Below are 14,451 nucleotides of genomic sequence, written 5' to 3' on the forward strand. Positions count from 1 at the left end.
CGCAGCTGGAAAACCGGCCAAGCTCGCCTTCATCGCCGTCGCCAGAAAGCTGCTCATAACCCTCAACGCCATCGTTCGAGATCAAAAACCCTACCACCCGTAAACACAGTTGCCGGGTCTCCACTTCGCTCCGCCCGGAATGACGACGACGGAGCGCTCTGGCGCTTCAGGTGCCGCCGCGGGCGCCTCAGATGAGAGGTCCCATTTTACCCCGCTGGCGCATGGAGGCCTTCGGCGAGGCTCCAGGCGAGGGCGTCGATGTCCTTGGCGGCGGCGCTGGTGGGTGAGCGCAGGCCGACCGGGCGCTGGGCGCGGATGGCCAGGCCCACATTGGGATCGCGGCGCACGATGCCGGCGAGCGGCGGGGTGAAGCCGAGAAAGCTGGTGCAGGTGCGCGCAAACGTGGCGAAGGCCTGCTCGGCGGTGGCGCGGTCGGGCGTGTTGTTGACGACCACGAAGGGCGAGGCGCCCTCGTCGCGCATGCGCAGCGTCTTCACGAAGGCATAGGCGTCGGTGAGCGAGGTCGGCTCGTCGGAAATCACCAGGGCCACATCGTCGGCGGCGACGGCCAGGCGGATCGTGGCGCGGTCGGCTCCGGCGGCCAGATCGAGAATGGTGCGGTCATAGCTCATCGAGACCGCGGCAAGACCGGCGGCGAGCGAGTTCACGCTGGTCAGGTCGAGGCTGGCGAGCGTCGCCGAGCCGGACCGGCCGGAAATCACGTCGAAGCCGCCCTTCTTTTCCGCGCCGCCCAGGGCCGGGGCAATCGCCTCGCTCAGGCTCATCTTGCCGGCCACGACCGAGGCGATGTCGCCGGGCGGGTTCAGGCCGAGCTGCACGTCGATATTGGCCATGCCCAGATCGGCATCGACCAGCAGGACACGTTCTCCGGCGCGCGAGAAGGCGCGCGCGAGCGAGGTCGCCACCACCGTCTTGCCGACGCCGCCCTTGCCGGAGGCCACGGCCAGGATCGGCCCGGCCGTGCGCGGCTCGTTGTCGGTGAAGCGGGGGGCGGAAGAAGGAATCGCGTTCATGACCGTTCGTCCTCGTACCAGTCGATCGCGAAGTCATCGAGCAGCGCGCGCGCGATCCGCAACGCCGTCGCCGGGGCCAGCCCCGTGCCGATATAGGGGGAGGCGGAGATGTGGGCGTAGGCAAGCCCGGCCTCTCCGACTCCAATCAGTCCACCCAGCCGCCGGGCGATGTCGAGCTTGGTGATGATGGCGCGGCCGACGCCGACCGACGCGAGCAGGGCGGCCGCGTCCTCGGCGTCGCCCGGGGCGAGCCCGGCCTCGATGACGGCGATCATCTCCGCGTCTGCGGCTGCCGCGAGATCGGCCAGCCCGTGCAGATCGTCGAGATCGTAGGGGTTGATGGCCGGCGCATCGATCAGGACGGGGCCGCGGTCCAGCTCGTCCATCACCAGGGCGAGCTCGCGCCCGCCGCGCACGGTCTCGAAGCGCACTTTCAGCGCCGCAGCATAGGCGGCGAGCTGTTCGCCCGCGCCCGCGCCCTCGTCGGCGCCGATGATGACGGGGCTCTCGCCGGCCGCCACCATGCGCGCGCAGACCTTGGCCAGGGTCGAGGACTTGCCCGCCCCCGGCCCGCCAGCGAACAGAACGGGGCGCTGTAAATCGTTCTCGACCGGGTGGACCGCGTAGCGCGCATCCACGGCGCGGGCCAGCGAGGCGGTAGCCTCGCCGTCCTGCAGCGTCATCGCCGCATCCATCAGGGCTTCGGCCGCAGCCTCGGGAATGGCGTGCCAGGCGAGCGCGCGCGCAATGCGCGTCACGCCGTCCGCATTGTCTCCGCGGGCCTTGGCCCGTTCGGTGTCGCGGCGCTGCATGGCCGCTTCGGCGCTTTCATTGGTACTGGTGACAGAGGCGCGCTCGGCCGCGGCACGCACCTCGACCTGGCCGTCCGGGGCGTTGCTGGTCGCGATGATGACCGCGTCCGGACCCATGTCGCGGCGCACGGCGGCCATCGCATCGGACAGCGTTCGGGCGGTGAAGGTGCGCAGCCGCATGGTGAGCGAACTCCTCTTCTGACCGCTCTAGACCTGACCGAGCGTTTTCAGGCGCGCGCTCGGGTGGATTTCGTTCTGGCTGATGACCGTCGTCTGCGGACGGAAGCGTTCGGTCAGCGAGCGCACATAGGGGCGAATCCCCGGGCTCGTCAAAAGCACCGGAACGTCGCCGGTCGCGCCTGCGCGGTCGAAGGCCTCCCGCACCTGGGAGACGAAATCGCGCAGCTTTGACGGGGCCAGCGCGAGCTGACGCCGGTCGCCTTCCCCGATCAGGGCTTCGGCAAAGGCCTGCTCCCATTGGGGCGACAGGGTGAGAACCGGCAGGGTGGCGTCCGGGCCGCGGTTGGAATGGCAGATCTGGCGCGCCAGGCGGGAGCGGACATGCTCGGTGATCGTATCGAGATTCTGCGTCGCCCCGGAGGCTTCCGCGATGCCTTCCACGATACCGGCCAGATCGCGGATCGAGACGCGTTCGGACAGGAGGTTCTGCAAGACGCGCTGGATGCCCGCCTTGGTGATCTGGCCCGGCGTGATGTCGTCGACCAGCGAGCGGTGCTCCTTGGAAAGGCCGGAGAGGAGCTTCTCCACCTCGGCGTAGGAGAGCAGGTCGGCCATGTTGTCACGCAGGATTTCGGTGAGATGGGTGACCAGGACCGCGGCCGGGTCCACGATGGTGTAGCCGCGGAAGGTGGCCTCCTCGCGCAGATTGTCGTCGATCCAGGTCGCGGGCAGGCCGAAGGCCGGCTCCTTGACGTGCTGGCCGGGCATGTCGACCTGGGCGCCGCTGGGATCCATGATCAGCAGGGAGTTCATTTTCAGCGACCCGCTGCCCGCCTCCATCTCCTTGACGCGGATGATGTATTGCTCGCCGGGCAGCTGCATGTTGTCGATGATGCGCACCGACGGGGTCACAAAGCCGGTATCCTGGGCCATGTTGCGGCGCAGGGCCTTGATCTGGTCGGTCAGGCGGCGGCCTTCCACGTCGTTGATGAGCGGCAGGAGGGCATAGCCGAGCTCGATCTTCAGCTCGTCGATATGCAGCGTGTCCTCGATCGGCGGCTCGGTATTCTGCTGTTCTTGGGCCGCGCTCTGGGCTTCCTTGGCCTCGGCGGCGATCTCGTCCTGCGCCGCGTTGTGGCGCCGCCGCGATGTCGTCCAGGCCAGCGCGCCCGCCCCGGCCCCCATCAGCGCGAACGGGATGAGCGGCATGCCCGGCAGCAGGCCGATGGCGATCGCCGAGGCCGAGACGACGCCGATCCCGACCGGGTTGGCGGTCAGCTGGCCGAACACGGCCTTTTCCGCATCGCCTTCCACACCCGCCTTGGAGACGAGCAGGCCGGCGGCGAGCGAGACGATCAGGGCGGGGATCTGGGAGACCAGGCCGTCGCCGATCGTGAGGGTGGAATAGGTGTTGGCCGCGTCGCCGAAGGCCATGCCGGACTGGGCCACGCCGATGATGATCCCGCCGATCAGGTTGATCGAGGTGATGAGGATGCCCGCCACGGCGTCGCCGCGCACGAACTTGCTGGCACCGTCCATCGCGCCGAAGAAGTTGGACTGGTCTTCCAGCTCCTTGCGGCGGGTCCGCGCCTCGTCCTCGTTGATGAGTCCGGAGGACAGATCGGCGTCGATCGCCATCTGCTTGCCGGGCATGGCGTCCAGGGTGAAGCGCGCCGCGACTTCCGCGATCCGGCCCGAACCCTTGGTGATGACGACGAAGTTCACGATCACCAGAATGATGAAGACGATGATGCCGATGACGAAATTGCCCTGCATCACGAAGGCTCCGAACGCCTCGATGATGTCGCCGGCAGCCCCGGTCCCGCCCGATCCTTCCGACAGGATCAGACGCGTGGAGGCGACGTTCAGGCCGAGCCGCAACATGGTCGCGACCAGCAGGATGGCCGGGAAGGCGGTAAATTCCAGCGGCGACTTGATGAACAGCGCCGTCATCAGGATCATGATCGAGAAGCAGATCGAGATGGCGAGCGAGAAGTCCAGCAGCGCCTTGGGCAGCGGCAGGATGAGCATGACCAGAATGGCCAGAATGCCCACGGCCATCGCCACGTCGCTGCGCAGGAGGCGCCGCGCCAGGCCTTGCCAGGTCAGGCCGCCCGATCCGGAAACCGGCGCGGGTGAAGAGGAGGCGGACGTTTCAGCCATCTAGAAGGTCTCGCAGTGCAAAGAAGTCGCTAGCCGGCGGCCGCGCGGGTTTCGCCCGGGCCGGGAATAGGCACGCCCTGGTCGGAGTAGAGTTTCAGCTTGTTGCGCAGCGTACGGATCGAGATGCCGAGAATGTTCGCGGCATGGGTCCGGTTGCCGATGCAGTGATCGAGCGTGTCCAGGATCAGATCCTGTTCGACCTCGGCCACCGTGCGCCCGACCATGTTCTGGAGCGCCTCTGCAGCCTCCGCCGCCTGGCGGGCCACACCGCCGCTCGCGCCGGCGCTGGAGAAGGTCGATCCGTCCGGCATGCGGATCGCATCCGGGCTTATCTCGGCGCCGCTGGCCAGCAGCACGGCGCGGTGCATGGCGTTTTCCAGCTCCCGGACGTTGCCCGGCCATTCGCGCGAGCTGATCTGGGCCTTGGCCGCCTCGGAGAGGGGACGGGCGTCCACCCCGTTGGCGGCGGAGTATTTCTTGATGAAATGCTGGGCCAGCGCGATCGCGTCGACGGGACGTTCGCGCAGGGCCGGAACGGCCAGATTCACCACATTCAGGCGGAAGAGCAGGTCTTCACGGAACGTGCCGTCCTGCACAGCCTTGCGCAGATCGCGGTTGGAGGTCGCCAGCACGCGGATATTGACCTTGACCGGCTTGGCGCCGCCCACCCGGTCGATCTCGCGTTCCTGCAGGGCACGTAACAGCTTGGCCTGCAGGCGCGCATCCATTTCGGAGATCTCGTCCAGCAGCAGCGTGCCGCCATCGGCTTCCTCGAACTTGCCGACGCGGCGCGCGACGGCGCCGGTGAACGCGCCCTTCTCGTGACCGAAGAGTTCGGATTCGAGCAGGTTTTCCGGGATGGCCGCGCAGTTGACCGAGACGAAGGGCTTGGAGGCGCGTTTCGATTTCTGGTGAACGAAGCGCGCCATCACCTCCTTACCCACACCGCTCTCGCCGGTGATGAGGATGGAGGCGTCGGACGGTGCCACGCGCTCGGCAAACTCGACCACCTGCAGCATCGCCGGGTCGCGCGCGATCATCGGGCGCTCGTCGTCGGAGACGGCGGCGAGTACGGCGGCGATCAGGTCGGCTTCGGGCGGGAGGGGAATGAATTCCTTCGCGCCGGAGCGGATCGCGCCGGCGGCCGCTTCGGGGCGCACATTCACGCCGCACGCCACGATCGGGACGGTGATGCGCTCCAGCTCGTTAGCCTTGATCAAGGCGCCGATATCCAGACTGACATCGACCATGAGCAGATCGGCCCCACGGCCGGCCCGCAGATAACTTGTAGCCTGTTCGACCGTGTCCACGTGAGCGACCTTGGCTCCGCGGTCCATGGCGATCTTGGTGGCGGTGGACAATTGTCCACCGAGGCTGCCGACGATCAGTACGCGCATAGGCTCGTCTCCTTACACCTTCTCGGCGGTGGCGTTAGCTGCCGTCCCCGTCTTTGATAATTTCCGTCATGGTGACGCCGAGGCGATCTTCCACGACGACCACTTCACCCCGGGCGACGAGGCGGTTGTTCACGTAGATGTCGATGGCTTCGCCAACTTTGCGGTCGAGCTCGAGAACCGAGCCGGACGACAGTTTCAGTAGCGAATTCACATCGATATGGGCCTTGCCCAGTACCGCCGAGATATTGACCGGGACATCGAAGACCGGCTGCAGGTCGACCGCGGTGCGCGCCTCGTGCCCGATCAGCGACGGGGTGACCTCACCGGATTCGGCCTGATCCTGCGAGCTGTCGCCGGCGGGGTTCTGTTCCAGCTCGGGCAGCTTGAGATTATTGTCGTCAGACATGGGTCATACCCTCCTAGGCGCCGGTTGCGGTGGTGGCCGGCGTATCGTCTTCATGCGAAGCCGCGGTGTTTTCGCGCGCCAGCCATTTCTCGATGGCGCCGGCGATACGCTCCTCGATCTGGGTGGCGGTGCGTTCGATCACCCCGGCGCGCCATTCCAGTGCGCAATCGCCGGTCGCGACCTGGTCGTCGGCGCGCACGATGACCGCGCCTTCAAAGCCCTGGTCCTCGGCGGCGTTGGTCAGGCGTTCGGCCATGATCTCGGCCAGGTGGGGCGCCACGCGCACCGAGATGCGCGGCTCGCTGCGCAGGTCGCCGAGCGCCTCGCGCACGCATTCCTCGATCGTGTCCGCGCCGTAGGTGTCCAGCGCCTTGCCGGCAATGCGCGCGGAGGCGGCGAGCGCCAGACGGGTGGCGTCTTCGCGCAGGGCAGTGGATTCCTGCTCCATGCGCGACAGGATTGCCTGCATGTGGCCTGACAGGTGGCGCAGCGCCTCGGCCGCCTCGCGCGAAGCCTGGGCCTCGTCGCTCTTGCGTGCCGCGTCGACCGCCTCGGCGGCATGGGCGTCGGCTTCCTCACGCGTGAGCATGCGGTTGTTCGCGCCGTGCCCGTCGCGCAGCACAGTGCCGTCTTCAGCGAAGACCCGGTCAAATTCGAAGGGCTTGTAGGCCTGGCTCACCGGTAACTCCTAGTAGATCAATTCATCCTCGCCACCGCCGTCGGCGATGAGGATTTCGCCCTTCGCGGCGAGATCCTTGGCGAGGTTGACCATGTTGCTTTGCGCGGTATCGACGTCTTTCAGGCGGACCGGCCCCATCGAGGCCATGTCTTCGCGCAGGATCTTGGCCGCGCGTTCGGACATGTTGGAGAAGAACAGGTCGCGCAGCGTGTCCGACGCGCCTTTCAGCGCCAGACCCAGCTCGTCCTTGTTCACGCTGCGCAGGAGGGTCTGCACGCCTTGCGGGTCCAGCTTGCCGAGATCTTCGAAGACGAACATGAGAGAGCGGATCTTCTCGGCGCTGTCCCGGTTGCGTTCTTCCAGCGCAGCCAGGAAGCGGTTCTCGGTCTGGCGATCGAAGTTGTTGAAGATGTCCGCCATCATTTCGTGGCTGTCCTGCTTGGATGTGCGCGCCAGGTTGGACATGAATTCGGTGCGCAGGGTCTCCTCGATCTTGTCGAGGATCTCCCTCTGCACCGGCTCCATGCGCAGCATACGCATCACCACTTCCAGGGCGAAGTCCTCGGGCAGGGCGGCCAGCACGCGCGAGCCGTGCTCGGACTGAACCTTGGACAGCACGACGGCGACGGTCTGCGGGTATTCGTTCTTGAGATAGTTGGCCAGGACCGTCTCGTTCACATTGCCCAGCTTGTCCCACATCGTACGGCCGGCCGGACCGCGCAGCTCCTCCATGATGGATTCCACCCGGTCCTCGTCGAGGAAGGAGGAGAGGAGCTTCTGCGTGCGCTCGACCGAACCCATGATGGAGCCAGTGGTGGACATCGAGCCGACGAATTCGAGGATGAGTTTCTCCACGGCACCGGCCGTCACCTGGCCGAGCGTGGCCATGGCCTGGGAGATGATGCGGATCTCCTCCTCGTCCATCTGGTGCCACAGCGAGGCCTGTTCCTCGCCGAGCGCCATCAGGATGACCGCAGCCTTCTCGGCGCCGGTCAGCTTGGTGGGATCGTCGATCGTGCGTTTGCGTGCGTCTGCGTTCATGGCCTAGCTCTCGTGCATCCAGTTGCGCAGGATCGCCATGCTCTCATCGGGATGATCCTGAACGAGATTGGCCACTTTCTTGACCGAGGAGCGTTTCACCTGACCGTCGATCTGGTCGATGTCGATACGCTCATCGCCTTCGCCGATGGAGTTGGAATCGTCGGGCAGGGCGGCCTGACCCTGATGAGTGAGGCCCGGCGTATCGATCATGCGGACCGAGCCGGCGTTCGCGGCGGCCGCGGCCGGCTGCGGTCCGCTGATCACGCCGCGCACGAGCGGGCGCGCGACCAGCAGAACGATCAGAAGCGCAGTCAGGAACAGTACCGCCAGCTCGGCAATGCGGAAAATGTCCGAACGGCCGAGCGAGAAGCCGGTGGGTGCGACCGAGCCCAGCGTCAGGTCGGGCCGCGAGAATTGCATCTGATTGACTTCGACGACATCGCCGCGCGACTCGTCCACGCCGACAGCAGCGCGCACGAGCCGGGTGATGGTTTCCATCTCTTCCTGGCTGCGCGGCGTGTAGGTGATCGTGCCGTCCTCGGCCACGCTCTCCGCATAGTCGACGACAACCGAGACGGCCAGACGGTCCACACCGCCGGCTTCGATCACGCGCGTGGTGGTCGTGCTGGAGATTTCGAAGTTGCGCACCTCGTTTTCCGACTGGCGGGTCCGGCTCGACTGGGGTCCGTCGGCGGCCGGTTCTTCGCCGGGCAGGTTCTGATCCACGGTGACCAGGCCGTTGCGCGCGCCATTCTGCTCGTTTTCGGACTCCTCGCGCGTCTCGGTGGAGCGCAGGACCTGGCCGTCGGGATCGAATTGCTGGCTGGATTCCGTCAGGCTTTCCCGGTTCAGCTCGGCGGTCACCACCACACGCGCTCCGCCCGAACCGACGACGCCCTCAACGACATCGCGGACCTTGCCGCGCAGATTCTGCTCGACCCCGGCGCGGCGGCTTTCCAGCGCGGCGACGGAGGCATTGTCGCCATCGGTCGGGCTGGCCAGCAGGCGGCCGCGATCGTCGGCCACAGTGATGCGGTTGGCCGCCAGCGCCGGAACGGCGGTGGCGATGAGGTTGCGGATGGTTTCGACCTGGGCGGCGTCCAGCTCTCCGCGCGTGGTCAGGACGACCGAGGCGGACGGTTGTTCGGTCTCCTGGCTGAACAGGCGCCGCTCGGGCAGGACCAGGTGAACGCGCGATGCCGAAACAGATGCCAGGGAGTTGATGGACCGGGCGAGCTCGCCCTCCATCGCCCGCTTGGCGTTGACGTTCTGGACAAAGCTGGTCGTGCCCAGCGCGTCGGTCTCGTCGAAGATCTCGTAGCCGACGGAGCCGAAGCTCAACGCCCCGCCGGACGCCACGCGCAGCCGGGCTTCGTCGACCGTATCGCTGCTGACATAGACCGCCGAGCCGCCTTCGCGCAGTTCGTAGGCAATGCCCGCAGTGTCGAGGCGCTCGGTGACTGTGGCGGCATCCGCCGGCTCCAGGCCGGAAAACAGCAAGGAGTCGCCGTCACCGCTCATCGACATGGTGAAGAGGACGAGCGCGGCTGCCGCACCGACGGTCAGGCCGAAAATGGCGATCAGCCGGCCAATCCCGAATTTGGAAACCTGTTCGAGAAGCGCGTTCACGGTCGAGAGTCCCTGCCTGCACACTGCCGGCGGCCCCGATGCCGCCCCCTGCTAGGCAAGTTTTTCCCACCGGTCGCGTAAACGCGGGTTTAACGATATGGACAAATGCACAAAGCGGACTGCATCTCATGCAGCCCGCCCGGTGCTTTTTCAGTCTCGAGAACGAGAAACTAGTGGCGGTAATCCTGGATCCGCGTGGTGCGCAGGCCGGCCAGGCCGTGGCGCTCGATCGCGCGCTGCCAGCCGAGGAATTCCTCAACCGTCAGCCGGTAGCGTTCGCACGCCTCATCCAGTGAGATCAGCCCACCGCGGACCGCCACCACCACTTCGGCCTTGCGCCGGATCACCCAGCGCTTGGTCGAGGGAGCGGGAAGATCGGCAACGGTCAGCGGGCTGCCGTCGGGGCCGATCACGTAGTTTTCCTTTTTCACTCGCCGTTCCATCCAACCCAATCCCTTCGTGCTTGGTACGTTCAAGCGCACCTTTTTGATGGGGTGGAGACTACGCGAGGGATTTTAACTTAGGCCTAAACGCTGTGGTAAAATTAGCCTTTACAATAGGTTAGGAAAAAATTTACCCCGGCGCCGAAGCGCCGGGGTCAAGTGTCGAGCCCTTATAATGAAGGCGATTAGCGCTTCATCTGGATGGCTTCGGCCAGCATCTCGTCCGCGGTGGTGATGATGCGGGAAGAGGCCGAATAGGCTCGCTGGGTAATGATGAGGTTGGAAAATTCGGTGGCGATGTCGACGTTGGAGTTCTCCAGCGTCTTCGAAGACAGCTTGCCCGAGGAGCCGATTCCCGGCGGGTTGAGCGTGAAGGCGCCCGATTCCTGGGTGATCTGGTAGGAGCCCCCGCCAACGGAGGCCAAGCCGTTCGGGTTGACCACAGTGGCGACCGGAATCTGGTAGACCTGACGCACGACACCGTTGGTGAAGCGGGCCGAGACAAACCCGTCCGGGCTGACTTCCACGCCGGCGAAATCGCCGAACACAGCCCCGTTCACGACGGTCGAGTTAAGAACGGACGGGCTGTCATACTGCGTGATGCCGCCCGGGTTTCCGGCCGAACCCAGATCGAGCGAAACCGTCTGGCCGGCGACGCCGGTGGCTGCATCCCACTGGAACTGGTTGGCACCCAGGGGTGCGACGTTGTCCGATCCCAGGAAGCTCAGGCTGTTGGGCAGGGTCGTCGCGACAGAGTCGATCTGGCCGTTGGTGTTAAACGCCAGGACGCCCGTGGCGATCTGGCCATTGTTCAGGCCGGCACCGGTGGTCACGTCGCCCGGAGGGTCCACGTGAAGCTCGGCATGCCACTGGTTGGCCGTGGAGCTCTTCAGGATGGAGAGCGTGATCGAGCGCACACCGCCCTTGGAGTCGTAGATCTGGATCGAGCGCTGGAAGTCCGGCGTGACCGCGCCCGAGGCCATGTTGTTGGCCGGGTTGGTCGGATCGTAGGTCGCTTCGGCCGCCGAAATGGCCTGGCTGTCGAGCAGGTTGGCGTTGATGCGGATGGAGCTCGTCGCTTCCGCGGCACCGCCGATATTGGACAGGTTGATCGCTTCGAGCAGGTCCACGTTGGACGGGTTCTGCGTCACAGATCCGTCGGGAGCGACCGGCCAGCCATAGAGATACTGGCCGGCGTCGTTCTTCAGATAACCGCCCTGGTCGGTCTCGAAGCTGCCTGACCGGGTGAACAGCACAGGATCCGCCCCGGTGACATTCGTCGGGTTGGGCCGGACCAGGAAGAAGCCATTGCCGTCAATCGCCAGATCGGTGGCCGAGGAGGCCGGGTTCAAGAGGCCTTCGCCGGACACGTCCAGACGGGTCCGCGCCGAGACGCCGGCCGAGGCGTAGCGGCTCTCGCCGCCGCCCTGAACCTTGTAGTTCGGGGTGAAAACCGTGTTCACGCGCTTGTAGCCGACCGTGTTCACGTTCGCGATATTGTCCGAAATCGAGGCCAGAGCGCTCGAATTTGCCAGCAGGCCGGACGTGCCGGCGGCCAGTGCGGAGTTGATACTCATGTTAAGGGCTCCCTTTTGTTTCTTGTTTGAAGGAAGCGTTCTGCTGGGTTTAGAGCCGGTCGGCTTTTCTCGCTGATCCGGCTGGGATCCATCCGTCCCCTATGCGTTGTTCGTGTCTAGTCGGGCGCCTGCCTGACCCCGATTACCTGGGCGATCGGGATGGCCAGGCCACCCATTTCGATTCTCACCTCGTCGCCGGACAGGTCCACGCCGGTAACCCGGTCGGTGACCCGGATCGGCGTCTCTATGGGGTTGTCCTTGGCATCAAGCGCAGTGATTTCAAGGCGGTAGACACCGTTCGGCTGAACGGTTCCGGCCTCGTCCTTGCCGTCCCAGGTGAACATGTGCGGTCCGGCGCCGGTCTCGCCATCCAGGCGGGCGACCGTCTTGCCCTGGGCGTTGACGACATTCATGCGGACCGAAGCGGCTTCCTGCGGCAGGCCGTACTGCCACTGGGCGAACCCTTCGGCCAGATAGGCGGAGTCGCTGGAGACGGTCGCGAGCTTGCCGATATAATCGGTGGCGCCCATGTTCGCGGTCGCGGCCTGCAGGGCCAGCAGCGATTCCAGGGACTCGTTCTGGCTGATCTGCTGCTCGACCGATGAGAACTCGACCAGCTGGCTGACGAATTGCTGGGAATCCATCGGGTTGAGCGGATCCTGGTTCTGCAGCTGCTGGGTCAGCAGCGTGAGAAACGTGTCGAACGTGTCGGCCAACTGACCGGATGCGAGCCCGGCCTCGCTGCCCGTCAGTCCGGAGAGGGCTTGTCCAAGCGGATTGATTTCCATCGGTCCTAATCCCTTCTGGTTCAGGCGCTCAGATCAAGGCGCGCACGCGCCCCGATCGCGAACCCGTAAATGTCGCGAGACACGAGTGCGGACACGTCCGTGGCGCCTGCACCCGGCTCGGTGCCGGAGACGGCGAGATCGAAGTGCGATCTGCGGCCCTCACCGCCTTCGCGGCCGGGCGAATTCTGGTCGGAGAGCTGGAAGCTCAAGCCGTCCTCGCCAAGATCGAGGCCGGCCTCGGAGAGGCTGCGCTCCAGCTCGCGCGCATTGCGCTGAAGCTCGGCCAGGGCTTCGGGACGTTCGGCCGTGACGATCGCGTTGACGCGGTTGTCCCGGCCCATCTCCAGCTTGACTTCCACGCGGCCGAGTTCGGCCGGATCGAGCCGGATTTCGAACACCTTGCCGCCGTCCTGGGCGCGCTGCGCGATCCGGGCGGCCAGGGTCTGGACCTGGGCCGGCATCATGCGATGCGCGTGCGCCTGGCCCTGTGCATTGCGGACCATTTCGGCGCCGCGTTCGGCGCGTTCGATGCGGACGCCGTCCATCGCCGGCTCGATGGCGGTGTCGCTGGAACCGCCGTCGAGGGCCAGTTCGCCAGTGGCCAGCAGCGGATCGGCGCCCGTGAGCGGCAGGAATGAGGCGGCCTGGGCCGCAGCGCCGCCAGCGGCAGGCTGGGCCGGCGATTGGGCCGGGGTCTGTGCAGAGACGGTCTGTGCGGTGCGTGCCTCCGGGCCCGCCTGTGCGGAGCGGGCGTCGCTGCGCTGCTCGTGACGCGCCTGGGTCGCCTCTGCGATGCGCTCGCGCAGCCGATCGCCGGCCGATTTGAGCGCGGCGGGTTCAATTTCGGCGTCGGCAGACTCACCGGCGAAAGCTTCGGCCTGAGCCGCGCGTGGCGCCGTCTCGGCTCCGTTTGCCTTGAGCTGGGCAGCCTGGGCCTTGGCCTCGGGCGATCGGGAGGCGGCGTCGCTCTGAGCCTGTGCCTGGCCCGGCTGGGCCGCTTTCCGGGCCACATCCTGTGCCCCCGTCTGCTCGGCTCGAGATTTGCCGGATTGAGCGGCGGCCGTTTCGGCATCGATGGCCTTGGCGTCCGCGTCGGATTTTTGAACCGCGGCGGCCTCATCGCCCGCTGCAGCGCCGGACTGGACCTGGGCCTGAGCCTGTCCCGTCTCCTGCGAGCCCGCCACCTGGCCTTTGGCGTTCACGGCCGATGCGGCCTGTCCGTCGCGAGCCGGGCGGGTTTCCTGGCTGGCCTCTCCAGCTTCGGCGTCCTGGGCGGCTGCGCTGGCGTCAGCCATATTCTGCGCAGGCGCAGATGCGGCCGGCTGGGTCTGTCCTGCAGTCTTGGCGCCACTGCCCTCAGGCGCATTTGCCCCGCCGGGCGATACCTTGGCGTCCGCGCCCGCTGGGAGGTCCTTGCCGCCCGTTTGCGGCGCCGGCTCGACAGGGCGGGCCTGGCCCTGGCTGGAGGTGGTTTCGGGTGCGTCAGCATTGCCGTGTTGCGAGGTTGCGGACACGGCCGGTCCGGCCGCGGCGCCGTCGGTTACCGGGGCTGGTGTGACCTGCCCTGTGGGCTGAGCGGCGTCGCCATCTTGCCCGTTCGAGGCGGCAGTGTTTCCCGAGGCGGCTTGCGGCGCCGCCATTTCTTCAGATGCTTCAGCGTCTATAGAGACGTCATCCGCGGACGAGGCGGCCTGATCGGCTTCCAGGGCTTCGGCGAATGCAGCGAGGCCGGCACGATGGGCGCTTCCGGTCTCATCGGAGCGTTCCGCACGGTCTGCCTCGCGCGATTTCTGCGTGTCGCGATCGCGAGCCTGGGCCTCTTCGGAGCGCGCCTTGTCGGAGCGCGACCGTGTCGATTGGGGATCCTGACTGTCACGGCTGACGCGCGGACGGTCCTTGCCTGCAGGCTCGTTGCGCGCCGAGCGTTCGACCATGACGTCAAAGCCTGATCCGGCGCGCTCTCCAGCGCTCTGACGTGAGCGGCCCGCGGGGGCAGCCGAAGCGTCGGCACGCACAGCGGGGAGTGCAGATATGTTGTTAGCGGCTGTCATAGCCCCGGCCATCCCATCTACATTCGCGCCGCTTTTTGCGGCATCTCGTTATCGGGCTGGCGGTTCTGCGACCCGGACAGGACCTCTACATACAAGGCTTGTGCCATCGCGCGTCAATCAGAAAGTAACAATAAAAACAATTAGTTGAATGTTTTTGCGGAGTCGACATTTGTCGCCGCCCGGCAAAAACGCTCCGGCGAAATTGCCGGGCCGCCGCGCCGTGCTGAGCGCCGCGTCACTTGGCCCAGAGC

The 14,451-nt window shown here is 66.3% G+C and carries 12 protein-coding genes and 1 pseudogene; 1 reads left to right on the top strand and 12 read right to left on the bottom strand.

What is annotated here, in order from left to right; all coding sequences use genetic code 11:
- Positions 1-103: pseudogene (locus E5162_RS15005) on the top strand (IS110 family transposase); the annotation flags it as partial.
- Positions 104-206: 103 nt separating this feature from the next.
- On the opposite strand, the gene E5162_RS00010 reads toward E5162_RS15005, so the two are convergent.
- The 12 genes from E5162_RS00010 to E5162_RS00065 all read right to left on the bottom strand — a co-directional run bounded on the left by E5162_RS00010 (position 207) and on the right by E5162_RS00065 (position 14,083).
- Positions 207-1,034, bottom strand: a complete 828-nt coding sequence (locus tag E5162_RS00010) for a nucleotide-binding protein (protein ID WP_135942912.1) — start codon at positions 1,032-1,034, stop codon at positions 207-209.
- Positions 1,031-2,026: a flagellar biosynthesis protein FlhF gene (locus tag E5162_RS00015; RefSeq protein WP_135942913.1), complete on the bottom strand. Its 996-nt coding sequence runs from the start codon at positions 2,024-2,026 to the stop codon at positions 1,031-1,033. The genes E5162_RS00010 and E5162_RS00015 overlap by 4 nt, the downstream gene beginning before the upstream one ends.
- A gap of 27 nt (positions 2,027-2,053) precedes the next feature.
- Positions 2,054-4,087, bottom strand: coding sequence for a flagellar biosynthesis protein FlhA (gene flhA / locus E5162_RS00020; protein ID WP_371872212.1), 2,034 nt, complete (start codon positions 4,085-4,087; stop codon positions 2,054-2,056).
- Between the two features lie 131 nt (positions 4,088-4,218).
- Positions 4,219-5,586 (bottom strand): sigma-54-dependent transcriptional regulator FlbD, encoded by a 1,368-nt coding sequence (flbD, locus tag E5162_RS00025; RefSeq protein ID WP_135942915.1) that lies wholly within the window; start codon positions 5,584-5,586, stop codon positions 4,219-4,221.
- A gap of 34 nt (positions 5,587-5,620) precedes the next feature.
- The gene (fliN, locus tag E5162_RS00030; RefSeq protein WP_135942916.1) at positions 5,621-5,992 is read right to left on the bottom strand and encodes a flagellar motor switch protein FliN; all 372 of its coding nucleotides are present in this window, start codon (positions 5,990-5,992) and stop codon (positions 5,621-5,623) included.
- A gap of 13 nt (positions 5,993-6,005) precedes the next feature.
- Complete coding sequence (locus tag E5162_RS00035; RefSeq protein WP_135942917.1) at positions 6,006-6,671, bottom strand: FliH/SctL family protein; 666 nt, start codon at positions 6,669-6,671, stop codon at positions 6,006-6,008.
- A 9-nt stretch (positions 6,672-6,680) separates the two neighbouring features.
- Positions 6,681-7,712: a flagellar motor switch protein FliG gene (gene fliG / locus E5162_RS00040; protein ID WP_135942918.1), complete on the bottom strand. Its 1,032-nt coding sequence runs from the start codon at positions 7,710-7,712 to the stop codon at positions 6,681-6,683.
- Between the two features lie 3 nt (positions 7,713-7,715).
- Complete coding sequence (gene fliF, locus E5162_RS00045; protein WP_135942919.1) at positions 7,716-9,341, bottom strand: flagellar basal-body MS-ring/collar protein FliF; 1,626 nt, start codon at positions 9,339-9,341, stop codon at positions 7,716-7,718.
- 170 nt (positions 9,342-9,511) lie between these two features.
- A complete protein-coding gene (sciP, locus tag E5162_RS00050; protein ID WP_135942920.1) occupies positions 9,512-9,784 on the bottom strand; it encodes a CtrA inhibitor SciP in 273 nt (90 codons plus the stop codon).
- 185 nt (positions 9,785-9,969) lie between these two features.
- Positions 9,970-11,361, bottom strand: a complete 1,392-nt coding sequence (locus E5162_RS00055; protein ID WP_135942921.1) for a flagellar hook-basal body complex protein — start codon at positions 11,359-11,361, stop codon at positions 9,970-9,972.
- A 116-nt stretch (positions 11,362-11,477) separates the two neighbouring features.
- Positions 11,478-12,149 (bottom strand): flagellar hook assembly protein FlgD, encoded by a 672-nt coding sequence (locus tag E5162_RS00060; RefSeq protein ID WP_135942922.1) that lies wholly within the window; start codon positions 12,147-12,149, stop codon positions 11,478-11,480.
- Between the two features lie 20 nt (positions 12,150-12,169).
- On the bottom strand, positions 12,170-14,083 hold the full coding sequence (locus E5162_RS00065) for a flagellar hook-length control protein FliK (RefSeq protein WP_158291137.1): 1,914 nt from the start codon (positions 14,081-14,083) through the stop codon (positions 12,170-12,172).
- Positions 14,084-14,451: the final 368 nt, after the last annotated feature.

The sequence above is a fragment of the Marinicauda pacifica genome (assembly GCF_004793635.1).
GTDB lineage: Bacteria > Pseudomonadota > Alphaproteobacteria > Caulobacterales > Maricaulaceae > Marinicauda > Marinicauda pacifica.

Bases quoted from the DNA above. Each gene is read 5' to 3' on its own strand.
- sciP (WP_135942920.1), bottom strand. From the start codon at position 9,784: ATGGAACGGCGAGTGAAAAAGGAAAACTACGTGATCGGCCCCGACGGC.
- flbD (WP_135942915.1), bottom strand. From the start codon at position 5,586: ATGCGCGTACTGATCGTCGGCAGCCTCGGTGGACAATTGTCCACCGCC.
- fliN (WP_135942916.1), bottom strand. From the start codon at position 5,992: ATGTCTGACGACAATAATCTCAAGCTGCCCGAGCTGGAACAGAACCCC.
- E5162_RS00010 (WP_135942912.1), bottom strand. From the start codon at position 1,034: ATGAACGCGATTCCTTCTTCCGCCCCCCGCTTCACCGACAACGAGCCG.
- E5162_RS00065 (WP_158291137.1), bottom strand. From the start codon at position 14,083: ATGGTCGAACGCTCGGCGCGCAACGAGCCTGCAGGCAAGGACCGTCCG.
- E5162_RS00015 (WP_135942913.1), bottom strand. From the start codon at position 2,026: ATGCGGCTGCGCACCTTCACCGCCCGAACGCTGTCCGATGCGATGGCC.
- E5162_RS00055 (WP_135942921.1), bottom strand. From the start codon at position 11,361: ATGAGTATCAACTCCGCACTGGCCGCCGGCACGTCCGGCCTGCTGGCA.
- flhA (WP_371872212.1), bottom strand. From the start codon at position 4,087: ATGGCCGTGGGCATTCTGGCCATTCTGGTCATGCTCATCCTGCCGCTG.
- fliG (WP_135942918.1), bottom strand. From the start codon at position 7,712: ATGAACGCAGACGCACGCAAACGCACGATCGACGATCCCACCAAGCTG.
- E5162_RS00060 (WP_135942922.1), bottom strand. From the start codon at position 12,149: ATGGAAATCAATCCGCTTGGACAAGCCCTCTCCGGACTGACGGGCAGC.